Source organism: Devosia ureilytica, from assembly GCF_024273195.1.
Classification (GTDB): domain Bacteria; phylum Pseudomonadota; class Alphaproteobacteria; order Rhizobiales; family Devosiaceae; genus Devosia; species Devosia ureilytica.
The window spans coordinates 35,026-60,335 of the sequence record NZ_JAMZCU010000008.1 but is presented as its reverse complement, the minus strand read 5'-3'; the positions used below and the strand labels follow the sequence as shown (position 1 = coordinate 60,335).

25 protein-coding genes are annotated in these 25,310 nt (G+C 62.3%); 17 read left to right on the top strand and 8 right to left on the bottom strand.

Annotated features, from left to right (window positions below):
• The first annotated feature begins 176 nt into the window (after positions 1-176).
• The 8 genes from NIM87_RS17305 to upp all read left to right on the top strand — a co-directional run bounded on the left by NIM87_RS17305 (position 177) and on the right by upp (position 8,634).
• Entirely contained in the window at positions 177-587 is a 411-nt protein-coding gene (locus NIM87_RS17305) for a cytidine deaminase (protein ID WP_254675967.1), read from the top strand.
• A gap of 157 nt (positions 588-744) precedes the next feature.
• Positions 745-1,539, top strand: a complete 795-nt coding sequence (locus NIM87_RS17300; RefSeq protein ID WP_254675966.1) for a purine-nucleoside phosphorylase — start codon at positions 745-747, stop codon at positions 1,537-1,539.
• A 92-nt stretch (positions 1,540-1,631) separates the two neighbouring features.
• Positions 1,632-2,525 (top strand): deoxyribose-phosphate aldolase, encoded by an 894-nt coding sequence (gene deoC / locus NIM87_RS17295; RefSeq protein WP_408640090.1) that lies wholly within the window; start codon positions 1,632-1,634, stop codon positions 2,523-2,525.
• A gap of 183 nt (positions 2,526-2,708) precedes the next feature.
• Positions 2,709-5,069 (top strand): aldehyde dehydrogenase family protein, encoded by a 2,361-nt coding sequence (locus tag NIM87_RS17290; RefSeq protein ID WP_254675963.1) that lies wholly within the window; start codon positions 2,709-2,711, stop codon positions 5,067-5,069.
• 3 nt (positions 5,070-5,072) lie between these two features.
• The gene (locus NIM87_RS17285; protein ID WP_254675962.1) at positions 5,073-5,363 is read left to right on the top strand and encodes a DUF6958 family protein; all 291 of its coding nucleotides are present in this window, start codon (positions 5,073-5,075) and stop codon (positions 5,361-5,363) included.
• A 6-nt stretch (positions 5,364-5,369) separates the two neighbouring features.
• The gene (gene deoA, locus NIM87_RS17280) at positions 5,370-6,692 is read left to right on the top strand and encodes a thymidine phosphorylase (protein WP_254675960.1); all 1,323 of its coding nucleotides are present in this window, start codon (positions 5,370-5,372) and stop codon (positions 6,690-6,692) included.
• A gap of 4 nt (positions 6,693-6,696) precedes the next feature.
• Entirely contained in the window at positions 6,697-7,914 is a 1,218-nt protein-coding gene (locus NIM87_RS17275; protein ID WP_254675959.1) for a phosphopentomutase, read from the top strand.
• A gap of 78 nt (positions 7,915-7,992) precedes the next feature.
• Complete coding sequence (gene upp / locus NIM87_RS17270; RefSeq protein ID WP_254675958.1) at positions 7,993-8,634, top strand: uracil phosphoribosyltransferase; 642 nt, start codon at positions 7,993-7,995, stop codon at positions 8,632-8,634.
• 172 nt (positions 8,635-8,806) lie between these two features.
• On the opposite strand, the gene NIM87_RS17265 is transcribed toward upp, so the two are convergent.
• From NIM87_RS17265 to NIM87_RS17250, 4 genes are all read right to left on the bottom strand, one after another.
• Positions 8,807-9,433, bottom strand: coding sequence for an HAD family hydrolase (locus NIM87_RS17265; RefSeq protein ID WP_254675957.1), 627 nt, complete (start codon positions 9,431-9,433; stop codon positions 8,807-8,809).
• 194 nt (positions 9,434-9,627) lie between these two features.
• Positions 9,628-10,203, bottom strand: a complete 576-nt coding sequence (locus NIM87_RS17260) for a TadE/TadG family type IV pilus assembly protein (RefSeq protein ID WP_254675956.1) — start codon at positions 10,201-10,203, stop codon at positions 9,628-9,630.
• Complete coding sequence (locus NIM87_RS17255) at positions 10,200-10,754, bottom strand: TadE/TadG family type IV pilus assembly protein (RefSeq protein ID WP_254675955.1); 555 nt, start codon at positions 10,752-10,754, stop codon at positions 10,200-10,202. The genes NIM87_RS17260 and NIM87_RS17255 overlap by 4 nt, the downstream gene beginning before the upstream one ends.
• A gap of 124 nt (positions 10,755-10,878) precedes the next feature.
• Positions 10,879-11,325: a pilus assembly protein N-terminal domain-containing protein gene (locus NIM87_RS17250; protein WP_254675954.1), complete on the bottom strand. Its 447-nt coding sequence runs from the start codon at positions 11,323-11,325 to the stop codon at positions 10,879-10,881.
• A gap of 381 nt (positions 11,326-11,706) precedes the next feature.
• On the opposite strand from NIM87_RS17250, the gene NIM87_RS17245 reads away from it, so the two are divergent.
• The 8 genes from NIM87_RS17245 (at position 11,707) to NIM87_RS17210 (ending at position 20,016) form a co-directional block, all read left to right on the top strand.
• The gene (locus NIM87_RS17245; protein WP_254675953.1) at positions 11,707-11,880 is read left to right on the top strand and encodes a Flp family type IVb pilin; all 174 of its coding nucleotides are present in this window, start codon (positions 11,707-11,709) and stop codon (positions 11,878-11,880) included.
• A gap of 148 nt (positions 11,881-12,028) precedes the next feature.
• Positions 12,029-12,529, top strand: a complete 501-nt coding sequence (locus NIM87_RS17240) for an A24 family peptidase (RefSeq protein WP_254675952.1) — start codon at positions 12,029-12,031, stop codon at positions 12,527-12,529.
• A gap of 311 nt (positions 12,530-12,840) precedes the next feature.
• Positions 12,841-13,758 carry a Flp pilus assembly protein CpaB gene (gene cpaB / locus NIM87_RS17235; RefSeq protein WP_254675951.1) on the top strand — a complete coding sequence of 306 codons (918 nt, stop codon included), beginning with the start codon at positions 12,841-12,843 and terminating at the stop codon, positions 13,756-13,758.
• A gap of 10 nt (positions 13,759-13,768) precedes the next feature.
• On the top strand, positions 13,769-15,187 hold the full coding sequence (locus NIM87_RS17230; protein WP_254675950.1) for a type II and III secretion system protein family protein: 1,419 nt from the start codon (positions 13,769-13,771) through the stop codon (positions 15,185-15,187).
• Between the two features lie 25 nt (positions 15,188-15,212).
• Entirely contained in the window at positions 15,213-16,487 is a 1,275-nt protein-coding gene (locus tag NIM87_RS17225) for an AAA family ATPase (protein ID WP_254675949.1), read from the top strand.
• A 38-nt stretch (positions 16,488-16,525) separates the two neighbouring features.
• Positions 16,526-18,013 carry a CpaF family protein gene (locus NIM87_RS17220; protein WP_254675948.1) on the top strand — a complete coding sequence of 496 codons (1,488 nt, stop codon included), beginning with the start codon at positions 16,526-16,528 and terminating at the stop codon, positions 18,011-18,013.
• A gap of 2 nt (positions 18,014-18,015) precedes the next feature.
• Positions 18,016-18,990, top strand: a complete 975-nt coding sequence (locus NIM87_RS17215; RefSeq protein ID WP_254675947.1) for a type II secretion system F family protein — start codon at positions 18,016-18,018, stop codon at positions 18,988-18,990.
• 12 nt (positions 18,991-19,002) lie between these two features.
• Positions 19,003-20,016 carry a type II secretion system F family protein gene (locus tag NIM87_RS17210; RefSeq protein ID WP_254675946.1) on the top strand — a complete coding sequence of 338 codons (1,014 nt, stop codon included), beginning with the start codon at positions 19,003-19,005 and terminating at the stop codon, positions 20,014-20,016.
• Between the two features lie 196 nt (positions 20,017-20,212).
• Here NIM87_RS17210 and NIM87_RS17205 read toward each other — a convergent pair whose 3' ends face one another.
• The gene (locus tag NIM87_RS17205) at positions 20,213-20,983 is read right to left on the bottom strand and encodes a tetratricopeptide repeat protein (RefSeq protein ID WP_254675945.1); all 771 of its coding nucleotides are present in this window, start codon (positions 20,981-20,983) and stop codon (positions 20,213-20,215) included.
• Positions 20,984-21,131: 148 nt separating this feature from the next.
• Here NIM87_RS17205 and NIM87_RS17200 point away from each other — a divergent pair, with 148 nt between their 5' ends.
• The gene (locus NIM87_RS17200) at positions 21,132-22,481 is read left to right on the top strand and encodes a leucyl aminopeptidase family protein (protein WP_254675944.1); all 1,350 of its coding nucleotides are present in this window, start codon (positions 21,132-21,134) and stop codon (positions 22,479-22,481) included.
• Here the strand turns inward: NIM87_RS17200 and NIM87_RS17195 are convergent.
• From NIM87_RS17195 to NIM87_RS17185, 3 genes are all read right to left on the bottom strand, one after another.
• Entirely contained in the window at positions 22,469-23,182 is a 714-nt protein-coding gene (locus tag NIM87_RS17195) for a YqaA family protein (protein WP_254675943.1), read from the bottom strand. The two genes, NIM87_RS17200 and NIM87_RS17195, sit on opposite strands and share 13 nt — an antisense overlap.
• Positions 23,183-23,264: 82 nt before the next feature.
• Positions 23,265-24,203: a 2-hydroxyacid dehydrogenase gene (locus NIM87_RS17190; protein WP_254675942.1), complete on the bottom strand. Its 939-nt coding sequence runs from the start codon at positions 24,201-24,203 to the stop codon at positions 23,265-23,267.
• A gap of 74 nt (positions 24,204-24,277) precedes the next feature.
• Entirely contained in the window at positions 24,278-25,048 is a 771-nt protein-coding gene (locus NIM87_RS17185; RefSeq protein WP_254675941.1) for a c-type cytochrome, read from the bottom strand.
• Between the last annotated feature and the right edge of the window lie 262 nt (positions 25,049-25,310).

The following is a 25,310-nucleotide window of genomic DNA, read 5'->3' as shown; positions in this document are numbered from 1 at the left end:
CCAGATAGTCGGCGGCTTCGCCCCTCGCCCCTCAGGGGAGAGCGCAGGGGTGAGGGGTGAAGACCTGACCATGGAACGCTATGCTGAACCCCTCATCCGGCGCTGTCGCGCCACCTTCTCCCCTCGAGGGGAGAAGGGAAGGGTACCCCGGGCCAAAAACGAGTTGAGCTGAAGCAATGAGTACAACCGACACCGATAAAGCCCTCTTCGAGGCCGCTGAAGCCGTTCGCGCAAAAGCCTATGCGCCCTATTCAAAATTCCAGGTCGGCGCCGCCATTCTGGCCGATGACGGTCAGATCTACGCCGGCTGCAATGTCGAGAACGCCGCCTATCCGGTGGGCAATTGCGCCGAGCCCAGCGCCATCGCCGCCATGCTGGCCGGTGGGGGCAAGCGCATCAAGCGCATCTATGTCACCGGCCCCGGCGCCACGCCCGTCACACCCTGCGGCGGCTGCCGCCAGCGTATCCGCGAGTTTGCCGATCTCGACGTCGAGGTGATCTCCCACGGCATCGAGGGGAAGCCATTGGTGCAGACGCTCGAGCAACTCCTCCCCCACAGCTTTGGGCCGGAGTTTTTGGGGAAATGAAGTCGTTGGCCCATCAGCACCCCCACCCTCATTCCCTCCCCGCAAGGGACAGGGATGCACAAGATCGCGGCGGCAGTGTTCATCGTTTCCCTCCTCCTTGTGGGGAGGGATCAAGGGTGGGGGTGCTCGCAAACTGTGATCTGACGGGAGGACGCATATGACCAAGCCCGCCAAGACCATCCGCAAGATTGCCGGTCGCGAACCCATCACCGCTGCCTTGGTGCTGGGCTCGGGCCTCTCTGCCATCGGGGAATTGATGGAGGACAAAGTCCTTATTCCCTATTCCGAGCTGAAGGGTTTTCCCGGCGGCGGCGTTTCCGGCCACGGGCGCGATCTCATCATCGGTCATATGGGCGGCAAGCGCATCGCTGTGCTCACCGGTCGCGAGCACTATTACGAACACGGCAATGCCGCCGCCATGCGCCCGGCGCTCGAAGCCTTGGCCGACCTCGGCGCGCAAACCCTGCTGCTGACCAATTCGGCCGGTTCGGTCGATAACCGTTTCCAGCCCGGCGACCTGATGCTGATTGCCGATCACATCAATTATGCCGGCATGAACCCGTTGATCGGAGAGCCGACGGACCGCCGTTTTGTGAACATGGTCAATTGCTACGACCTCGACCTGCGGGCCAAGGCAACTGTCCTGGCCGAGCGGTTCGACTATCGGCTGGGGGAGGGGGTCTACCTCTGGTACTCCGGCCCCAGTTTTGAAACCGTCGCTGAAATCCAGATGGCCATTCGCCTGGGCGCCAATGCCGTCGGCATGTCTACGGCACCCGAAGTCATTCTCGGGCGTTTTCTGGGCATGAAAGTCTGGGCCTGTTCGTCCATTACCAATATGGGCGCGGGCCTCTCGAATGAAAATATCAGCCATGAGCACACCAAGCACATGGCGGTACAGGGCGCGGAGAAGTTGAAAAAACTCATGCCCGCGCTGGTGGAGGAGCTATGAGTCTCAAGGTCGTCGACAACGCGCATTCAGAAGCCGTTCACAAACGCAATCCTGGCTACCCTCTGGACCTGGACTGGGTCGAACGCGTCCGCATGAACCGCTCGGCGCTGGAACGCCGCGCCGGCTCCATCGGTGCTCGCCGCACCGTCAAGAAGGACTATCAATTAGCGTGGCTTCTCAAGGCCATAACCATGATTGACCTGACCACGCTCAACGCCGACGATACCGACGGCCGCGTCGAACGCCTCTGCGCCAAGGCCCGCAACCCGATCCGCCGCGACATTCTCGACCAACTGGGCATGGGCAATCGCCGCATCCTCCCCGGCGCCGTCTGCGTTTACCACACCTTCGTCCACACTGCCGTCCAAGCCCTTGAAGGCACAGGCATTCCTGTCGCCGCCGTGTCCACTGCCTTCCCCCATGGGCTTGCTCCGGTCGAGACCAAGCTGACCGAAATCGAGGCATCGGTGAAGGATGGCGCCAAGGAAATCGACATCGTCATCGAGCGCGGCATGGTCCTGCGCGGCGACTGGCAAGCGCTCTACGATCAGGTCAAATCCTTCCGCAAGGCCTGCGGCGACGCCCATATCAAGACCATCCTGGGCACGGGCGAACTCGCCACCCAGACCAATATCGCCAAGGCCTCCCTTGTCTGCATGCTGGCCGGCGCAGACTTCATCAAGACCTCGACCGGCAAGGAAAAAGTCAACGCCAACCTCGTCACCTCGCTGACCATGATCCGCATGATCCGCTGGTTCGCAGAGGAGACCGGCATCGAGATCGGCTACAAGCCCGCCGGCGGCATCGCCACGGCCGGCGACGCGCTCAAATACATGGCGCTGATGAAGGAAGAACTAGGGACGCACTGGCTCCAGCCGCACCTCTTCCGCTTCGGCGCCAGCTCGCTTTTGACGGACATTGAACGCCAGCTCGAACATGGGCTGACTGGGCACTACGCGGCGGATTATCGCCAGCCGATGGTCTAGGGGCGCCCCTCATCGGGCGCTAGCGCGCCACCTTCACCCCGATGGGGAGAAGAATAACGGGCTCCCCTCCAAGGACGAGAACGGAGCCATTCCTCTCCCCATCGGGGAGAGGTCGTCCGAAGGGCGGGTGAGGGGGAACCCTCCACCACCACGAAATTTCAGGCACTCGCGAGGAGGCCACCTATGAACAAGATCGCGCAGATTTTCGATAGCCTTGAATACGGCCCGGCGCCCGAGGCACCCGATCAGGCCATCGCCTGGCTCGATAGCCACGGGCGGAAGTTCGGCCATTTCATCAATGGCAAATGGACCAAGCCCGGCAAGACTTTTGCCAGCGACAATCCCGCCAGCGGCGATAAATTGGCCGACATCACCGATGGCACTGCCGAGGATGTTGATGCCGCGGTGAAAGCTGCCCGCGCCGCCTTCAAATCCTGGAGTGCGCTCACCGGCTACGAGCGTGGCAAGTACCTCTATGCCATCGCCCGCGCCGTACAGAAGCATTCGCGCCTCTTCGCCGTCCTCGAAAGCATGGACAATGGCAAGCCGATCCGCGAAAGCCGCGACGCCGACATTCCGCTGGTCGCCCGCCATTTCTACCACCACGCCGGCTGGGCCACGCATCTGTCGAGCCAGTTCCCCGGCGCCGTCCCCTATGGCGTCTGCGGCCAGATCATCCCGTGGAATTTCCCGCTGCTGATGCTGGCATGGAAGATTGCCCCGGCGCTGGCCGCCGGCAATACAGTGGTGCTGAAGCCCGCCGAATTCACCTCGCTGACGGCGCTGCTGTTTGCCGAAATCTGCGAGCGCGTCGGCCTGCCCAAGGGCGTGGTCAATATCGTCACCGGCGAGGGAGACACTGGCGCCGCCATCGTCAATCACCCCGATATCGACAAGATCGCCTTCACCGGTTCAACCGAAGTGGGCAAGATCATCCGCGCCGCCACGGCCGGCTCGGGCAAGGGCCTGTCGCTCGAACTGGGCGGCAAATCGCCCTATATCGTTTTTGAGGATGCCGATCTCGACAGCGCCGTCGAGGGTCTTGTCGAAGCCATCTGGTTCAACCAGGGCCAGGTCTGCTGCGCCGGTTCGCGCCTTTTGGTGCAGGAAAGCATCGAGGAGCGCTTCATCGCCAAGGTGAAGACCCGCATGGCCAAGCTCCGCGTTGGCGACCCGCTTGATAAATCCGTCGATATCGGCGCACTGGTCGCCCCTGTGCAGGTCGAGCGCATCAAGGACCTGATGAAAAAGGGCGTCGCCGAAGGCGCCGTCGTCTACGAGCCCGATGGGACTGTGCCGGCCAAGGGATGCTTCCTCAAGCCCGCTTTGGTCACCAATGTCTCGCCCGCCAATACACTGGTCTCCGAGGAAATCTTCGGGCCGGTGCTGGTCGCCATGAGCTTTCGCACGCCCGAAGAGGCAGTGGCGTTGGCCAACAACACCAAATACGGCCTCGCTGCGACCCTGTGGAGCGAGAACATCAATCTCGCCCTCGACATTGCACCAAAGCTCAAGGCCGGCGTGGTGTGGATCAACGGCACCAACAACTTTGACGCGGCGGTCGGCTTCGGCGGCTACAAGGAATCTGGTTACGGTCGCGAAGGTGGCCGCGAGGGCATGGGCGCCTATCTCAAGCAAAGCTGGGAAAGGGACTTGAAACCTGCCCCCGTCCTCGCTCCGGTCAAACCCGGCGATGTGCTCGGTTCCACCGCCATCGACCAGACCGCGAAAATGTACATCGGCGGCAAGCAGACCCGCCCCGACAGCGGTTATAATCGTCCGGTCTTCTCGCCCTCGGGCGCCGAAGTGGGCGAAGTGGGCGACGGCAATCGCAAGGATATTCGCAATGCCGTCGAGGCGGCCCGTGCCGCCCTTGGCTGGGGCACAACAGCGGCTCACACCCGTGCGCAGATCCTCTATTTCCTGGCTGAAAATCTCGACTATCGTTGCGACGAATTCGCTGCCCGCATCAAGGCGCAGACTGGCGAGGACGGCGCTGCCGAAGTCGCTCTTTCGGTCGAACGGCTCTTTGCCTTCGCCGGCTGGGCCGACAAATATGATGGCGCCGTGCACAACCCGCCCCAGCGCATGGTGGCGACAGCCATGATCGAGCCGCTTGGTGTGCTCGGCATTGTCGCGCCGCCCTCGCGTCCGCTGCTTGGCTCGGTGGCGCTGCTGGCCCCGGCCATAGCCATGGGCAATACGGTGGTTCTGGTCCCCTCGGACCGTGCGCCCCTGTCGATGACCGATTTCTACCAGGTGCTCGAAACCTCGGACATGCCCTCGGGCGTGGTCAATATCGTTACCGGCGACAGCGCCACCCTGGCGAAAACCCTGGCCGAGCACGATGGTGTCGACGGCCTTTGGTGTGCCGGTAATGCCGAAACCTCCGCCATGGTCGAAAAGGCCTCAGTGGGCAATCTCAAGCAGACATGGACCAGCCGCGGCCTTTACTACGACCTTGCCGACCCCCGTTTTGCCGGCGACTATTTCCTCGCCAAGGCAACGCAGGTGAAGAACGTCTGGATTCCCTACGGAGCCTGAACCATGGCCGAGAAGATCGAAATCGAGAATGTCGGCCAGCCCGGCAAAACCTATCGCGTCGACGCAGACAAGTTTGCCGCGATGAAGGTGGCGGTGCTTGCCACCTTGCCAGATGTGGCACCCGGCATGTCGGTCAGCGATCTGATCGCTGCGGTCAAGCCCAGGCTGCCTGAGGACATTTTTCCGGGTGGCGAAAAAGCGGGCTGGTGGGTCAAGGCGGTGCAACTCGACCTCGAGGCCAAGCAGGTCATCTCACGCGCCGACAAGCCGCCGGTTCGCCTTTACAAACGATAGAGCCCCATGGTCTTCCTCCCCCAAGAAGTCATCCTCAAGAAGCGCAACGGCGAAACCCTCGCCAAGAACGACATAGCCCAGTTCATTGCAGGCTTTGCCAATGGCACGGTCTCTTATGCGCAGGCAGCTGCCTTTGCCATGGCGGTCTATTTCCAGGACATGACCATGGATGAGCGGGTGGCCTTGACCCTGGCCATGCGCGACTCTGGCGCCGTGCTCGATTGGTCTGATCTCGATGGCCCGGTGGCCGACAAACATTCGACCGGGGGCGTCGGCGATAATGTCAGCCTCATGCTGGCGCCGATCCTGGCTGCCATTGGCATTTATGTGCCGATGATTTCCGGCCGGGGCTTGGGCCACACCGGCGGCACGCTCGACAAATTCGATGCTATTCCCGGCTATGCCACCAGCCCCGACAACGCCCTTTTCCGAAAGGTCGTGAAGGAGACCCGTTGCGCCATCATCGGCCAGACCGCTGATCTGGCTCCCGCCGATAAGACCCTCTATTCGATCCGCGATGTCACCGGCACGGTCGAATCCATCGCACTGATTACCGCCTCCATCCTCTCGAAAAAGCTCGCGGCCGGCCTTGGGGCGCTTGTCCTCGACGTCAAAACCGGCTCCGGCGCCTTCATGCCGACATTGGAAAAATCGCAGGCGCTGGCCGAAAGCCTCGTCACCGTCGCCAATGGCGCAGGCCTCAAGACCGGGGCGCTGATCACCGATATGAACGAGCCGCTGGCCTCGGCCGCCGGCAATGGCCTTGAAGTGCGCAACGCAGTCGACTTTCTCACCGGCACCCATCAGGACCCGCGGCTGCGCGAAGTGACATTGGCGCTCTGCGCCGAAATCGCCCTGATGACCGGCAAGGCGAGCACGCTCAACCAGGCGCGTGCCATGGTCGATGCTGCCCTGGACAGCGGTCGCGCCACCGAGCATTTTGCCAGAATGGTGGCCGCCCTTGGCGGACCCAAAGATTTCATCGACCATATGGACACCCACCTCGCCGCGGCGCCCATCATCCGCGACGTCTTTGCGGACGGGCAGGGGAGTGTCAGCGCCATCGACACCCGCGCAGTCGGCATGGCCGTTGTCGCCCTTGGCGGTGGCCGCGCCACGCCCACCGATGCCATCGATCACCGCGTCGGCTTCGACCGTCTTGCCCCCCTCGGCGCTCCAGCCGACAAGGCCACCCCCATTGCCCGCATCCATGCTGCCGACGAAGCCAGCGCCCGAGATGCCGAAGCGCGGCTCAAGCGGGCCTACAGCCTTGGCGATGCCGCCTCGCAAAATCCGCTGATTGCGGATCGCATCGTGCCAAAGGAGTAATCCCATGCCCCGCGCCATTGTCTGCCTGCTCGACAGCGTCGGTATCGGCGGCGCGCCTGACGCTGCCGATTATGGCGATGCAGGCTCCAACACTGTCGGCCATATCGCCGAATGGGCCGCAGCCGGAAAAGCCGACCGCGAGGGTCTTCGCTCCGGCCCGCTCAACGTGCCCAATATGGACGCCATGGGGCTCGGCGCGGCGATAAAACTCTCGACCGGCACTCTCCCGCCCAATCTCTCCGCCACGCCCAAGGGTGGCCGCTTCGGCGTTGGCCGCGAAGTGTCGAAAGGCAAGGACACGCCGTCGGGCCATTGGGAAATTGCTGGCGTGCCGGTGCCCTTCGAGTGGGGTTATTTTCCGCAATCTGAACCAACCTTTCCGCCCGATCTGATTGCCGAATTTATCCGCCGCGCCGAACTGCCCGGCATTCTGGGCGACAAGCATGCCTCGGGCACCACCGTCATTGCAGAGCTGGGCACGCAGAGTATCCACTCCGGCAAGCCGATCTGCTACACCTCCATCGATAGCGTCTTCCAGATTGCGGCCCACGAAACCCATTTCGGTCTCGAACGGCTCTATGACATCTGCAAGATCGCCTTTGAGCTGACCGAACCGCTCAATATCGGCCGCGTCATCGCCCGGCCCTTTGTGGGCGAGACGCCCGACACCTTCAGGCGTACCGGCAATCGCCGTGACTTCGCCATCGCCCCGCCTGAGCCGACCCTGCTCGATCGCAATGCCGGCGCCGGCAACCAGGTCTACGCCATCGGCAAGATCTCCGACATTTATGCCGGCTCCGGCGTCACCCACAAATTGAAGGGCACCGGCATCCCCCAGCTCTTCGACAAGACCCTCGACGTCATGGAAATGGCCGCCGACCGGGCCTTCATCATGACCAATTTCGTCGATTTCGACTCTGAATACGGCCATCGCCGCGACGTCCCCGGCTATGCGGCGGCGCTGGAACTGTTCGACGCGCGCCTGCCCGAGCTGATCGCAAAACTCCGCCACGACGATTTGCTCATTCTCACTGCCGATCATGGCAACGACCCGACCTGGCCGGGCACCGATCACACCCGCGAACAGGTGCCGATCCTGGTCTTTTCCCCAGCCCTGCCACCCGGAGAGATTGGCATTCGCTCCAGCTTCGCTGATATAGGTGAAAGCATCGCCGCCTGGCTGGGTCTTCCTCCCGGCCGCCACGGCAAATCCTTTCTTTAGTCCTCGAAGCGTTTCCAGCAGAAGTGGCCGCCGGTTTGCGGTTCGGAAACCCGACCAACACGAAACAAGGTGACAAAGATGAGCAGAACCGAAGGCAAAGTGACGGTCATCGATCACCCCATGATCCAGCACAAGCTGACCATCATGCGCAACAAGGAGACCTCCATCGCCGGGTTCCGGCGTCTCCTGCGCGAGATTGCACATTTGATGTGCTACGAGGTCACCCGCGATCTGGAGCTGGAACTGATCGACATCGAAACGCCGATGGCCTCGATGAAGTCACCGGCGATCAAGGGCAAGAAGCTGGTCTTCGCCTCGATCCTGCGCGCTGGCAATGGCCTGCTGGACGGCATGCTGGACCTGGTTCCCGCCGCCCGCGTCGCCCATATCGGCATGTATCGCGATCATGAAACGCTCGAGCCGGTGGAATATTACTTCAAGGCGCCCTCCAGCCTTGAAGATCGTCTCATCATCGTCGTCGACCCAATGCTGGCCACGGCCAATTCGGCCACCGCGGCTATCGAAAAGCTCAAGGAACGCGGCGCCAACAATATCCGCTTTTTGTGCCTCCTGGCCGCACCTGAAGGCATCAAGCACTTCACCGAGGCACATCCTGATGTGCCGGTCTTTACCGCCGCCATCGACAGCCATCTCAACGAGAAGGGTTATATCGTCCCAGGTCTCGGCGATGCCGGCGACCGCATGTACGGGACCAAGTGACGCCTTGTTCCTCTCCCCCTCGGGGAGAGGTGGCTCGGCGCAGCCGAGTCGGTGAGGGGGATATCTCCGCAGCGTAGAAGGCGCGATTCCACTCCACTGGCAGCATCCCCCTCATCCGGCGCTACGCGCCACCTTCTCCCCAAGGGGGAGAAGAAAGAAAGGGAAAAGGCCCCTACTTCGCCTTGAGCGGCAGCCCCAGTGCGATCAAGTCTGCCCGCAGGTGCCCCGGCTCCTTGAAATGCACGCCCTTCATGCCGAACTTTCGTGCCGCCACGATATTGGGCTCGCTGTCGTCGATGAATACGCAGGCGTCCGGTGCCAGGCCATAGCGCTCGCAGAACACGCGATAAAGCCGCGGGTCAGGCTTGACCAACCCTTCCAGGCCGGACACCACCACCCCATCGAATTTCTCAAGAAACGGCCATTCGCCCAGGCAACTCACCCATTTCTCCCAGGAAAAATTGGTGATCGCAAAGGTCGGAATGTCCTGTTCGATCAGCTCGTTGTGGATGTCGACCGTGCCTTGGATGAACCCGCCGACGGTTTCCTTCCAGCGCGTGTCGAACGCCTGGATTTCCCGCCAGTATTTGGGAAAGCGGGTGATCAGCTTGGCCACGCCCTCGGCATAGATTTCGCCGGCGTCAAATTCGAGGTTCCAATCCCCGGTGCAGATGCTCTGGTGAAACCACAGCGCATCTTCCTCGCTCTCGAACAGCTTGCGGAACAGATACATCGGGTTCCAGTCGACAAAGACGCCGCCCAGGTCGAATACGGGGATGATGGTGTCGCTCTCGTGCATGCTCAATTCCGGGCCAATCGGGTCAAAGGTGCCCGGCTTGTGGCATGGCGCGGCGGACCGGGCAAGCCAGCCCTGGGACCAATCGCTATTCAGCTCAGGCTCAGCCGAAAACTGCCATTTGCAGGCGAGCATCCGTCGAAACGCGATTGGTCAAGAAGCGCCTGGGCCAAAGCGATCACGGCGTCGCGCTTGCTCTAGTTCAACTCGATGTCGCCCCCAAAGCGCGGCATGAAAAAGCTGGAGCGATAGAGATTGATCGGCGTGTTGATGACAATGCCCAAAAGCGGCGTGTAGGAATACGAAGCCTCAGCGGCAATCACCATGCTACCCTTGGAAATATTGGTCATTTCCGTGGGGAGAGGAAAAGTCCCGCCCACCGTATGGGGCGTGGCGTCGGAATAGACCCCGTTTTGATATTGCCGCGTCCAGATTACTTCGGTCGTGCCGTCGTCGGCTACGTCTATGGCCGTCACCACCTGGAGCACATTGGCCGACGAATAGGGCGTCATGATCCCGCTGGCGGCGCCAAAATAGTCCTGCATCAGGCTGGAACTGATTTCTTCGTCGGCTCGCGCCACCAGGTCACCCACGGCGCCGGCCACCGATTGCACCTTGCGGTCCATGGTGATCAGGGTGCTGGCCTCCAGCGTGCCCACATAAACCATCAGCATGATCGGCAGCACCAGTGCAAATTCCACTGCGGCCACGCCGTCATCGGCACGCAGCCACCGCAGCAGGCGGGCCATGGTGTTTCCCATCCGCCCGCTCATGAAAAGGGCTCGTTCTGGAACACGGTGGCCGACCCGATCAACCGCCGCCCATCGCCCATGTTCGACATCCCGAGCGGTCCAAGCTGCACGAAGATCGGATAGCGATAGTAGACTTGTACCAGCACCACTGATTTGCCCCCGCCCGGTCCCCAGGTCTCGGTTTCCGTCCAGTCGCAGGGTGCGGTGCAATCGTTCGCAAGCGGTGGCGCTGCGCTCGCCGCCTGGAAATTGGTGATGACATTGACCCGCACATGCAGGCCGGCGCAGTCGGGAATGAGCCCATAGGTGCGGCTGCAGACATCGCTGCGGAACTGCTCCATGGTGACATTTCCGGCCTGGCTCTGTCCGGTGCGAATGGCGCGCGACGCATCGTTCACCGCGCTTTCCAGCACCTGTGCGGTCAGAAACACCACCGATGTTTGCATGATGGCCCCGATAACGGAGAAGAAGGGCAGGGCGAGCATGCCGAATTCCACGGCCGTGACCGCGCGCTCGTCACGCCCCAGTCGCCGCACCTGCCGCTGCAGAGCTTTTCCCCAATTGCCGAACACGGTCTCGTTGACCCCTGCGCATTGCCTAGGAGGCCAAACTATGCGGATACCCTAACCCAATGGTTAGGATGTGCGTCGCAATCGGGACTGGGGTTGAGTTTGGTAAATAAAGGCTGAACGCGGTTCAGTTGGCGGCAGATTGCACCAGTTGCGACGATGCCAGTGTTTGCCCCGAGAACCCGGCGTCGTCACCCATCATGACCACAGGCTGGCAAACCGGCGCACAGGCGAGCGTCGTGCGGCTCTGCCCCTGGTAGACCGTCATCACGCCAGCGCTCATTTGCACCACCTCCACCAGCGTATCGGCCACAGGCTCACCGCGGCTGTCGAGCACGATCAGATTGGTCTGGCCGTAGCTTCTGCCGGTCAGGATCAGTGTCTGCGGGTCCTGGATGGTAACATCGGCAATGCCGGGATTGCCTACGATCACCGTTGCCGCCGGGGCGCTGATGCGAAGCACGCGCGCCATGTTGACGTTGACGCTGATCGGCGCGCCGTCCTGAGCCAGCGCAGGCATTGGCCCGGCAAGGGTTGCGCTGAGCAACAGGGCAATGGCGGCAAAACGGAACATGGCTGAAACCCGGGTACTGGTACTACACCTCTACGATCCTCCGGAATGGTAAATACTTGGCAAACGTCCGGCAGATTGGTGCCCGGCCGAGCCTGTCATTTACAGTGTCACTAGAGTTTGACGCCTGGGCGGTCCTAATCCTCGCACTGTAGTAATACGGAGGCTGGCTAAGGCCCTCTACTAGGACCTTTTCACATTGATAAACTTTTATATATTTGTGTAAGGTGTTGATCATCAAGAAAAATTTGCTGGCGCGTCGTAAAGCGGGCCGGGCTCCGGTTAACGCTATTTCAACCTGTCATGGATAGCGTTGGCTCATGTTCGATGTGTGACGTGGTCCGACACTGCCGTCACTGAGGACGTGTAAAAAGGAGCCTGGGAATGAAAATTTTCGCACGTTTCGCGCAGGATGAGTCGGGCGCGACTGCTATTGAGTACGGCCTTATCGCCGCTCTTATCTCCGTTGGTATCATCCTCGCTGCGACCGCTCTCGGTGACAGCCTGGGTAACCTCTTCAACGGTATCGCCGGCACGCTGACCAACAACATGCCGTAAGCTGTTGTCCAGGAGCATGCGCCTGCCGGCGTCTGCTCTGGAGACAAGCGCGAATTGGAAAGGGAAGGTCTTTGGCCTTCCCTTTCCGCTTTTTTAAGTCCCGTCTGCCAGACTGGTTCGACGTTGGTTCCTCCGGGGTAGCGCGCCTATGTCAACCATTGCCCTCATGTTCTTTCCCCTCGCCATGGCGTTTGCGGCGTCGTCCGATTTGTTGACCATGCGGATTTCCAACAAGCTCGTGCTCCTGTTGGTCGCCGGTTTCATGGTTGTTGCGCTGCTGGTTGAAATGCCGCTGCAGCAATTTGCCATGCACCTGCTCTGCGCCTTTGTGGTTCTGGTCGTGGCCTTCACCATGTTCGCGCTGCGCTGGATTGGCGGCGGCGATGCCAAGCTGGCCGCAGCCACCACGCTTTGGCTCGGCTTTGGGCTGACCTTGCCCTATCTGGCCTATACCGCTCTCCTGGGCGGTGTGCTGACCCTCGCCATTCTGGTACTGCGGCGCGTGCCCATGCCCGACGTTGTCGACTCAATGCCCTGGCTCAAGCGCCTGCGCGATCACAAACAGGGCATTCCCTATGGCGTTGCCATGGCGGTGGCGGGTCTGCTGACCTATTCCAATACGGCGATCTTCGAGCGCCTCGCCGCCTGATCCCTTCCGACAACTCCTTGCAAGAGGCATCCGCAAAATACTGCGGGTGCCTTTGTCGTCTTTGGTGCTGCTCATTTGCAAAAAGCAAGCATTCATAACTTGTTAACGCCTTTCGCAAAGTTCTGATTAACTAAAACTTGACCCTTTGGTTCCATAGTTCAGCCGGTGGAAATGGGCGCAATTGGCCCGTCCAGTGCATCGTGCGGAAAATTCTGTAGCGTTTTTCCGCATCAACGGTGTCGCAGAAATGGATAGCGCGGCTCTCCGTGTCCACGTGGACGCAGGCGGCGCTCGTACAACCGGAGTAGGTCATGAGACCGGCGCGTATTATCCTGTTGTTGGTAGCCTTGGTGGCGGGGTCGCTTGCGGCCTTTCTGGTCACCCGAGGGGGGCGTGCGCCTGCGCCAGATACCCAGGTCGTCACTCAGGTTGTCGAGGAAGCCAAGACCCAGATCCTGGTGGCCAAGGCCCCGATCGGCGTCGGAGAGCGCCTCAGTGCTGAACGGGTCGAGTGGCAGGATTGGCCCCAGGGCGCGCTACGTCCCGAATATGTCACCATTGCCACCATGCCTGATGCGCCGGTTCAGTTGGACGGCGCCGTGGCGCGATTTGAATTCTTCCCCGGCGAACCGATCCGTGAGGCCAAGCTGGTGCGGGCCGATCAGGGGTATCTCTCGGCGGTCCTTCTGCCAGGCAAGCGCGGTGTCTCGGTCACGGTCACCGCGGCCTCCAGCGCCGGCGGTTTCGTCGTGCCCAATGATCACGTCGATGTACTGCTCACCACCTCTTCGGCGGTCGGCCAGCGCTCCGAGGTCATCCTTTCCAATGTGCGCGTTCTGGCCCTTGGCAAGCGGCTTGGGGAAATGGGCGTCAGCGGCGGCGACGAGAGCGGTGCCGAAGCCAGCCCCACGCCCACGACCTTTGACAATTCCACCATTGCAACGCTGGAGCTCGATCCCGCGCAGGCCGAAACCCTGGTCAATGCCTCCACGCGCGGTCAGCTCAGCCTGACCCTGCGTTCGGTGGCAGACTTCAATCGTGAGGAGGCCGGCCCGGCAACCGCCAATCAGGCCGTGCGCCTCATTCGTTATGGCAAGGAACAGAGCGTCATGGCCGGCAGCTCTCAGGCGTCTGGAAACACCGATTATTCCGAAGCCCAGAACGTGACCATGCCCGACAACACCCAGACCCAGGCGGCGCCCGAAACGCTGCAGGTCCTGCCGCAATAGGGGCGATATGATGATGCACAAAGCGAACCCGCTCATGTCCCGCCGCCCCAGGGCACTTCTGGCCGCTGGCCTCGCCGCGCTGATGTTGACCTCTGCCGCCACGGCGCCGGGCTTTGCCCAGGCGCAGGCCCATGTCACCATCGCCGGCAGCGCCTATGGCGCGGTCCGCACGCTCGAAATCGAACTGAACAAGTCGATGATCGTCGATCTGCCGGCGGGCGTGGCCGAGGTGATTGTCTCCCAGCCCAATGTGGCAGCGGCGATCATGCGCACCCGCACCCGCGCTATCATTCAGGGCGTCACGGGTGGCGATACCAATGTGTTCTTCCTCGACGACAATGGGCGCACCATCCAGGTGCTGGACCTGCGCGTCATGGAGCAGCCCTCCCAGGTTGGCAATGCGCTGGAATCGGCGCTGGCCCGCGTCATCCCCGGCTCACATATCCGGGTCGAGTCGGTGACCCTTGGTGGCGAGACCAATCGCGTCGTGCTCAGTGGCACGGTATTGTCTTCCGAAGATCGCGACCGCGCCATCGCCGTGGCCACCCAGTTCGCCGGCGGCGCGGACAATGTTGCCAGCATCATCGATGTTGCGGGCGCCCAGCAGGTCATGCTGCAGGTGACCGTCTCCGAGGTGAAGCGCGACGTCGCCCGCCAGTTCGGCATCAATTTTGGCGCTCTACTCAACGTTGGCACCACCAATCTGCTGCAGTTCACCAACCGCCTGCTCACCGATGCCTTCCCCGTCGATGGTCTCGACGTTCAATTTGGCGACGGCAATGGCAATGCGGTGGCAGCCGCCGTGCGAGCGCTCGAAGGCCGCGGCGCGCTCAGGGTTCTGGCCCAGCCGACGCTTACTGCCATCTCGGGAGAGCAAGCCAAGTTCCTCGCTGGCGGCGAGCTGCCATATTACACCTATGACGAGGACGAGAATACGCGCACGGTGCTGTTCAAGCCCTATGGCGTGGAACTCTCCTTCGTTCCCACGGTCAAGTCCAATGGCAATATAGGCCTTAAGGTCGACACATCAGTGTCCGAACCGCAGGCCGACTTCTCGATCACCAAGCGTCAGGCCGCCACCTCCATCGAGGTCCCCAGCGGCATGACCTTGGCCATCGGCGGCTTGCTGCAGGAGTCCTCCCGCCAGAACATCGAACAGTTCCCGGTGCTGGGCGATATCCCGATCCTGGGGGCGCTGTTCCGCTCGCGTGACTATCAGACCCAGCAGACCGAACTGGTCATTCTGGTGACCCCCTATCTCGTGGCCCCGAGTCCGGCCAATTCCATCCCTGTGCCCACCGATACCTCGGCCATGGCCAGCGATGCGGAGGGCATTTTCCTCGGACGACTTGAAAATATGTACGGCGTTGGTGCGACGGGCGAGTTCCGGGCCGGGTTCTCCGGCTCGGTCGGCTTCGTGCTGGATTGATTGCGGACGAGGAGCAGCTTTTCCAATGAGTTTTCTTACCCCTGAGCAGCCCCCGCAGGTTGAAGACGCGGCCGCCGAGATCGCCTCCGGCGCCCGGCTGGTGCCACGCATCACCATCCAGGCCTTCTGCGAACATTCCCAGACGGCCCAATTGGTCGAAAGCGCCATGCACGACAGGCGCATGTCCAAGGTGGCGCTCACCACCCATAATGGCGGCATCGACGGTGCGGTCGAGACCTACAAGTCCAATCCGACTCCCAATCTGATCATTGTCGAAACGGTGCTTTCGCCCCAGGAAATCCCCGGCAGTCTCAGCCGGCTTGCCGAGGTCTGCGACGCCTCGACCCGGGTGATCGTGCTAGGCCATGTCAATGACGTGCTGCTCTATCGCGAGCTGATCCGCTCGGGCATTTCCGAATATGTCGTGCTCCCCGCGACCTCTGCCGAGCTGGTCACCTCCATCACCGAGCTCTATGCCGCCGAAGGCGCCGCCCCCATTGGTCGTACGGTTGGCTTTATCTCGGCCAAGGGCGGAGCAGGCAGCTCCACCATTTCGCACAATGTCGCCTGGGCCATCGCCACCAGTCTTCGGCAGGATTGCCTGATCCTTGACATGGACCTGCCCTTTGGCACCGCCGGTCTCAACTTCAATCAGGACCCGCCCCACGGCCTTGCGGACGCGGTGCTGGCCAACCAGAAGGTCGATCAGACCATGCTGGACCGGTTGATGAGCAAGGCGGCCAATCACATTAATCTGCTGACCGCCCCGGCGACCCTCGAGCGCACCTGGGATTTCGAGGAACGCGAGTTCGAGGGGATCATCGAGATCTGCCAGAGAAGCGTGCCGGTCATCGTCCTCGATATTCCCCACGCCTGGAATGCCTGGACGCGCCAGACCCTGGCTTCCATCGATGATGTCGTCATCGTTGCCGAGCCCGACCTGGCCAATCTGCGCAATGCCAAGAACATGGCCGATGCGATCAAGGCCATGCGCCTGACGGACAGTGCGCCCAAGCTGGTCATCAACAAGCAGGGCGTGCCGCGCCGCCCCGAGATCGGCGCCAGCGAATTTGCTTCGTCGGTGGAATGCAGCCTGATCGGTCAGATCGGCTTTGATGCGGCGCTGTTCGGCACCGCGGCCAACAACGGCCAGATGATTGCCGAGGTCTCGGCGAACAACAAGGTCAATGAAATTTACCGCGCCATCGGCATGCAGGTCACCGGCCGGCAGGTCAGCCACGGTGGCGGCAAGTCCGGCAGCCTGCTCAAGCTCCCCGCGATGTTCAAGAAGCGGGCCTAGTGCAGGCAGGACGAGGGACCAGGGACAGTAGGGCATAAATGTTTGGCAAGCGCACCACATTCGGCGGCAACACACCCGGACTGAGCGAGGCACCGCGCCCCATTGCCAGCCCGCCGCCGGCCGCCGCGCCGGTGCAGCGCCGTGCCAGCGATGGCGACACCATGGCCGCCCGCATGCGCACCACCGACGAGGTGCTGGATGTTCGCGCCCCCGCCGACGCGCAGCGCGCCAAGGAATATTTCCAGACCAAGTCCGCCATCTTCAACGCCCTGATCGATTCAATCGATCTGAGCCAGCTCGCGACCATGGAGACCCAGGCGGCGCGCGAGGAAATCCGCGACATCGTCGCCGAAATCATCGCGCTCAAATCCATCGTCATGTCCATCTCCGAGCAGGAAGACCTGCTCGAGGACATTTGCAATGACGTGCTCGGCTATGGTCCGCTCGAGCCCCTGCTGGCGCGCGACGACATCGCCGACATCATGGTGAACGGCTCGCAGAAGTGCTACATCGAAGTGGGCGGCAAGGTGCGCCTGACCAATGTGCGCTTCCGCGACGACGCGCACCTGATGAACGTCTGCCAGCGCATCGTCAGCCAGGTTGGTCGCCGCGTTGATGAAGGCTCGCCCATCTGCGACGCCCGCCTCCCCGACGGCTCCCGCGTCAATGTCATTGCCCCGCCGCTGGCCATCGATGGCGCCGCGCTCACCATTCGTAAGTTCAAGAAGGACAAGCTGACCCTCCAGCAGCTGGTCAAATACAATTCCATCTCCCCTGAAGGCGCCGAGGTGCTGCGCATCCTCGGGCGCGTCCGTGCCAATGTGCTGATTTCGGGCGGTACCGGTTCGGGCAAGACCACGCTGCTCAACTGCCTCACCGCCTTCATCGAGAAGGACGAGCGCGTCATCACCTGCGAAGACTCGGCCGAGCTTCAGCTCCAGCAGCCCCATGTGGTGCGTCTTGAAACCCGCCCGCCCAACCTTGAGGGCGAAGGCGAGATCACCATGCGCGATCTCATCAAGAACTGCCTGCGTATGCGCCCCGAACGCATCATCGTGGGCGAGGTGCGTGGCCCCGAAAGCTTCGACTTGCTTCAGGCCATGAACACCGGCCACGACGGCTCCATGGGCACATTGCACGCCAACTCCCCGCGCGAAGCTCTCAGCCGCCTGGAATCCATGATCACCATGGGCGGTTACTCTCTGCCCAGCCGCACCATCCGCGAAATGGTGGTGTCGTCCATCGACGTCATCGTCCAGGCCGCCCGCCTGCGCGACGGTTCACGCCGTATCACCCACATCACCGAAGTGCTGGGCATGGAAGGCGATGTCATCGTGACCCAGGACGTTTTTGTCTATGACATCCTGGGCGAAGACGCCAATGGCATGCTGGTCGGCAAGCACCGCTCCACCGGCATTACCAAGCCCCAGTTCACCGAGCGCGCCCGCTACTTCAACGAAGAAGCCAACCTGGTCGAGGCGCTCGAAAAAGCCAATACCGAACAGCACGAGATCCTGGGGCACTGACCATGACCATGCTCGTGCTGATTGCCCTTTTTGCACTGACCATCGGCGCCGCCGGATTTGCGCTGGTGCCGTCTGCCCTCGGCAACAAGCGCGCCCAGCAGCGCATGAAAGCCTTCCAGGGCGATATTCGCACCAATCGCCGCGACATCGATGCCAATCGCACCAAGGAAAACCGCCGCAAAAACGTGCAGCAGGCGCTCAAGTCCCAGACCGACGAGCTCAATGCCAGAAAGCGCCTGCGCCTGTCCGACCTGATCTTCCAGGCCGGCATGACCATCAAGCCGGCCACCTTCATTCGCAACAGCGTCATTTTCGGCGCTGGCCTGTTCGTGGTGCTGTTCATCGCCCAGGTGCCGTTCTACTTCGCGGCGATCTTTGCCGTCGCCGGCGCCTATCTCTTGCCGCGCATGTATGTGTCGCACCGGCGCAAGCGCTATCAGAACCGCTTCCTTGACGAACTGCCCAATGCCATCGAGGCCATTGTGCGCGGCGTCAAGACCGGCCTGCCGCTCAACGATTCCATGCGCGTGGTGGCCAAGGATACCAAGGAGCCGGTGCGAAGCGAATTCGCCCGCGTGCTCGATCAGCAGAGCTTCGGCTTTTCCATGACCGAGGCGGTGCAGGTGCTGCTCGAACGCGTGCCCTTGCCGGAAGTGAATTTCTTCGTCGTGGTGATTTCCGTTCAGCAGCAGGCCGGCGGCAATCTCTCCGAAGCGCTGGGAAACCTTGCCCGCGTGCTGCGCAATCGCAAGAAGATGAAACAGAAGGTCAAGGCCATGTCCTCCGAAGCCAAGGCTTCGGCAGGCATTATCGGCTCGCTGCCCATCGTCGTGGCGATTCTGGTGTCGCTGGTTTCACCGAGCTATCTGGTGCCGCTTTTCACCACGCCCATCGGCAATGTCTGCCTGGGTGTCGGCGTTGTCATGCTGGCCACCGGCATATTCGTCATGAATCGCATGGTTCAGTTCGAGGTCTAGGGGCGCGCCAGGATGAATATCGTCGAACTGCTCACCCAACGGGATTTCCTCATTGCTGTTCTGGCGGCGGTGTCGGCTGCAGCGGTGGTCTTCACCTTCGGCTCTTCCATGATCGGCCGCCAGGAAATGCGGGGCCGCATCAAGCGCGTCGCCGTCGAGCGCGACAAGATGCGCGCCGAGGAAATGGCGCGGCTGCGCGGCGGCAACCTCAATGCCGATGGACGGACCTCGATCCGGCGTGGCACCGAGGCCAAGTCCTATATGAAGCGGGCCGTGGAGCGCTTCGATCTCAAAAAGGCCTTTCAGGACGATAACACCATCGACAAGCTGGCCATGGCCGGACTGCGCGGGCAGGGGGAGCTGACCAAGTTCCTGTTCCAGCGCCTGGTCTATCCGCTGGCCATTTTCGCCGTAGCGGCCTTCTATCTGCTTATCCTGTCGCCCGGTGAACGCCCGCTCTATCTCAACCTGGTCTATGCCATTGGCGCTGGTCTGCTTGGCGCCTACCTGCCGGTCATTCTGCTCAGCAACAAGATCCAGAAGCGCCAGACTTCCATTCGCCGCTCCTGGCCCGATTGTCTCGATCTGCTGCTGCTCTGCGTTGAGGCGGGCATGTCGATGGAACATGCGTTCAAGCGCGTCGCCAAGGAAATCGGCGGCCAGTCGGTCGAACTGGCCGAAGAGCTGACGCTCACCACCGCCGAGCTGTCCTTTCTCGAAGATCGCGGCCGCGCCTATGACAATCTTGGCCGCCGCACCGGCCTCGACAACGTCAAATCAGTAATGACCGCCCTCATCCAGGCCGACCGCTATGGCACGTCGGTGGGTCAGGCGCTCCGCGTCATGGCCGAAGAAGGCCGCGAAGCCCGCATGATGGAAGCCGAAAAGAAAGCCGCGGCCCTTCCGCCCAAGCTCACCGTGCCGCTGATCATCTTCTTCCTGCCGGTGCTCTTCATCGTCATCCTGTCGCCCGCCATGATCCAGGTGTTTACGGGCTCGGTCTCGCGCACCATGGGCGGCGGCTAATCGGCCGCGCGATCTCCACTTGGTCTGCCTGGCCTCTGCCTTAAGGAACCCACACCCCTGATCCCTCCTCACCGGGGGAAGGGAGACGATGAACTCGGCGTGTCGTGCTTGCGCCTCCCTCCCTTTGAGGGGGAGGGATTGAGGGTGGGGTGGAGCCAAAGACACAGTTGTTTGTCGGTGAGGTGTGCGGAAACCTTCACCCCTTATCGATCAGATCCCATCGGTTCTGCTGGGTCAGCAGTGCCCGCACATAGGCCATATTGGCCTCGACCTGTTCGGGCGGCAGTTCGGCGCCGTAGATGGCCCGGGCTTCGTCGAACCGGCCTTGCAGCCCCACCACCAGCGCCAGGTTCTGCCGTGTCTGGGTCGAGGCGCCGCGCATCTGCACGGCCCGCCGCAGATGCGTCTCGGCCGTGGTCAGCTCGTTGGTCATGGCAAAGGAGAGGCCCAGGTTTGTCTCGATGGAGGCTTCGCCCGGCGCAATCACCGCCGCCTGCACATAGATGGTGCGAGCCTGGTCGTGCCGGCCCATCTGGTCGAGCGTGGCGCCCATCACGAGGAGCGCATTCCAGTCCGGTGCGTCGGGCCGAATGACATTCTGCAGCACCTGCAGCGACTGGTCGAACCGGCCGGATGCGGTCAGTGCCTTGGCATAGGCAACCGAAATCGCCACGTCGTCGGGGTTGTGGGCAATAGCCTGTTCGAGCGCCGCTGCGGCCTGATCGGGCTGCCCGGCGGCGCGAAGGGCGGCTGCGTAATTGATCACCACGCCCCTGTCACGCGGATTGGCGCGATAGCGTGCGGTCAATTCGCCCAGGCTCGCCCGGCTTTGCGCCGCGCTCATGCCTGAATAGTCTGCTGCGCCCATCTGCCCGCGATTGGAGGCGCAGGCCGACAGCGCCAGCGCTGCGACGCCCGCCAGCAGCAGCGGGCGCAAGGACTTGGCGATCCGATTGGCGTTGAACACGTCGCACTCCCGGCCAATGGATTGGCCGCTTAAATCATGCTCTGAGCAATAGATCATTAACCCTAACGCCCGGTTAAGCGCCCCGGCCGGCGTTGCCCCGTTCCCTTGCGGCGGCTAGAAGTGACGAAGAATCAACGGAGCCCGCCCCATGTCCACCACGTCCATTACCACCCTGCATTTCGTCTCGGATGGGGGTCTTGATGCGGCGGATATCGCGCCCGCGCATAAGGCCTGGGCCCGGTCCAATGGCTTTACTGGCCAGCGCGGCCGCCTGCTGGCCGTGCCCGGGGCCGAAGGCGCCATCGACCTCTGGCTGTTCGGGGTGGGGGCGGCTGAGGGCCGCTCTCCCTTTGTTGCCGGCCTGGCCGGTGCCGGTCTCCCCGAAGGCGCCTTTCGCCTTGCAGGCGAGTTTGGCGACCCGACCTTGTCGGCAATTGCCTTCCGGCTGGGAGCCTATCGCTTTGATCGCTACCGCGAACAGCGGGCCATGCCCACGCTCAGCCTGCCCGACGCCGCCGATGCGGCCGAGGTTGAGCGCCAGGTCGAGGCAGCCACGCTGGCGCGCGATCTCATCAACACCCCGGCCAATGATCTTGGCCCCGATGCGCTGGAACAGACCACCCGCGATTTTGCCCGGCGCCATGCCATGTCGATCACGGTCACCAAGGGCGACGACTTGTTGAGCGCCAATTTCCCGATGATCCACGCCGTTGGCCGCGCCAGCGCCCAGGCGCCGCGCCTCATCGATCTCACCTGGGGCAATGCCGGCCATCCCAAGGTCACGCTTGTGGGCAAGGGCGTCACCTTCGACACCGGCGGCCTCGATATCAAGACCGCCGCCGGCATGCTGTCGATGAAAAAGGATATGGGTGGCGCCGCCAATGTGTTGGGGCTGGCCCATGTCATCATGTCGGCCCAGCTGCCGGTGCGCCTGCGCGTACTGCTGCCGGTGGTGGAAAATTCCATCGCCTCCAATGCCTTCCGGCCCGGCGATGTGCTCCGCTCGCGCGCTGGCCTCAGTGTCGAAATCGGCAATACCGATGCCGAAGGCCGCTTGATTCTGGCCGATGCCCTGGCCTTGGCCGACGAGGAGGCACCGGACCTGCTGGTTGATATGGCGACCCTGACCGGCGCAGCCCGCGTGGCGCTTGGGCCTGACCTTCCGGCTCTTTATGCCACCGATGACGGCGTCGCTGCCAGGCTTCTCACCGCCGGCATGGCCGCCGAGGACCCGCTGTGGCGCATGCCGCTCTGGTCCAGCTACGACAGTCTGTTGGCCTCAAAGATCGCTGATATCAACAATGCGGCGACTGGCGGCCATGCCGGCTCGGTCACTGCGGCCCTGTTCCTCCGGCGCTTCGTCAAGCACGCTGCTGCCTGGGTGCATCTCGATATCTTCGGCTGGGCGCCCGATGCCCGTCCCGGCCGTCCGGTCGGCGCCACCGATCAGGGTATTCGCGCCGTCTATGGCCTGCTGCGTCAGCGCTATCCGCGCTGATCCGGCGACGGTTGCTCAAGCGTTGAAAGCTTGCCGGGGATGATGTCGGTGCCGATTGTCTGTTCGATCACCTTGTCGGTGACTTCGGTACCGTGCTTGGGGAACAGCAGTGGTGCAGCGGCAAAGCCCCCGATCACTGCTGCCAGCATCACCCAGCCGGCCCATTTCTTGTGTTTCTCGATGAACGCGCTCGCCACCGGCCCGAAGAAGTAGAACAGCCCACAGGGAAAGAAGAACCGCAGGCCCCGTCCAACCAGGCTGAACAGGATGAAGGTCCAGATGTCCACCCCGGCCACGCCGCTGGTGATGGTGATGATCTTGAACGGAATGGGGGTGACCGCCCCGATCATGATCATGAACGGGCCATTGGCGACAAAACTTTCGCGCAGCTGTTCAAAGCCCGAGCCAGCGCCATAGAATTCGACAATGCCCTTGCCGATGCTGTCGAACAGGAAATAGCCGATGGCATAACCGAAGACGCCGCCAAGCACCGAAAACACGGTGCATATGGTCGCCAGCCGCCAGGCTCGCGTCCGATCCGCCAGGATCATGGGCGCCAGCATCACTTCGGGAAACACCGGCACGATCATGGCTTCGAGAAAGCAGATCAGCGCCAGAATGGGTTCGGCCATCGGGTGGCCGGTGGCGGACTTGAGCCGTTCGTAGAGGCCGGGTTTACCCGGCTGCGCTGTATCGGTCATGCACCCCGACCCGTTTGTCTATGACGCACCTGCTGCTTTGAACGCTAACCTGCACGCTGACCAGTGAATTTTGCGTGTCACTCTAATATCCGCGGCTCCGGTCTACTACGTTGGGCAGGGCTTCGCCCGCCTCATGGCGCATCAGCGCCCGCGAAAAATACCGCACCCCGCTGGCTTCATTGGAAATCGCCGCAATATGGGGCGTGATGTAGCAATTATTCTGGTCCCACAGCGGGCTGTCGGGGGGTAGGGGTTCGACCTCGAAGACATCAAGGCTTGCCGCGCCCAGTGTGCCATCGCTCAGCGCCGCAACAATATCGGCCTCGCGCTGATGCCCGCCCCGCGCGGCATTGATGATTACCGGCCCGCCCGCCAGCCGGTCCCGCCGCAGCTTTGCAAAGGTTTTGCGGTTGAGAATGCCCGTGGTCTGGGGTGTCAGGGGCAGGAGATTGACCAGGATGTCAGTGCCGGCAAGGAACGCATCGAACTGCTGATCCCCGGCAAACCCCTCCACCCCCTCCATGGCCTTTGGCGTCCGGCTCCAACTCCTCAGGTCAAACCCCAGAGGCCTGAGCCGCGTCACCGCATCCTGCCCCAGCACGCCCATGCCCATGATGCCCACCGTCGTTTCTCCGGCGGCAGGCGGATAGTACTGGCTCCAGCGGCGCGCCTTCTGGTCATCGCGGAACCGGCTGAACTGGCGATGGTGCATGGTCACATGCGCCACCACATAATCGCTCATGCGCTGGCTGAGATCGGCATCGACAAAGCGCACGATGGGTGCGTCCGGCAGCTTGGGATGCTTGAGCAGCGCATCCACGCCCGCCCCCAGCGACAGCACCGCCTTGAGATTGGTCAGCCCGTCAAAGGCATCCGGCTTGGGTTTCCACACGAAGATATAGCGGATGTCCTTAGGGTCGAAATCATCGCCGCGTCGCACCACGGGGTAGGGCGCCAGCGCTTCGGCAAAGGCCCTGGCCCAGCTCGCCTCGTCGACGTCTGATAGATGCAGCAGCAGCATTGATATGTCCCTCAAGAAAAAAGCCGCACCCATGGGGCGCGGCTCGCAATTCTGGATGTTACGCCCGACCGCCCTTACTGGCTGGTCGTGGTGCCCGAAGCCGGGGCCGCCGGAGTGGTTTCCTGCACCGGTGTCCCTTCCACAGGCGTTTCGTCCTGGGTGGTGGTCGGGGTCTCGACAGCCGCTTCCGGCGCCGTGGTCTCGGTGGTGTCCGACGCGGGGGCGGTCACTTCCTCACCGGCAACCGGAGCTGCTTCGGCTTCAGCCGGCGCGGCTTCTGCGGCGGGCGGCGCCACATCGGCAGCGGGGAACGGCACCGGGCTTGCTGACAGGGTCTGCAGATAGGCCAGGATATCGGCGCGCTCTTCGGGCGAACGGACGCCGGCAAAACCCATCTTGGTGCCGGGCGCATAGCCCTTGGGATTGGTCAGGAAGGCGTCGAGGTTTTCATAGGTCCAGGTCAGCCCCTCATTGTGGTGCTGAACGAAAATGTCCGAATAGGCGAAGTCTTCCAGGTGCGCCTGCGCATTGCCCACGATACCGTAAAGGTTCGGGCCCTGCTTGTTGCCTTCGCCCTCAGCAAAGGTATGGCAGGACTGGCACTTGCGTACGGCCGATGCGCCACGCTCGGCGCTGGCACTGGCCAGCAGCACCCCAAGCGGCACGGCAACCGCTTCTTCGACGACGGCGCCAGCTTCAGCCACGTCCGGCTCCGGCAGGGCATAGCCCGGACCGCGGTTTTCGATCGGGTGGTAGATCGCTTCGGCGAGGAATCCCACACCCATGACGAACAACAGGGTGCCGAGCACGGCGCCGATGATCTTGTTTAGCTCAAACGAATCCATTTGGTCTCTCTGCCGGTCCATCCCCGTGGACAATTACCTGTACCGGCCCAACTTTAGATATCCAATAGGAATATCCGCCTCAACCGGCCGGTTCAACGCGCGCGGAAGATAGTATCAAGCCATCTGGGGCGCAACCGGTCAAACCGCCGCGGCGCCCCCCATGCAGTGGAAAATAGTCCGGCAAGGCGATTTTGACCCAAGGTTCCAGCCCTGTCGCCAGATTGACTCTCCCTGTCGCGCGCGCCACAACCCGCCAGCCTCA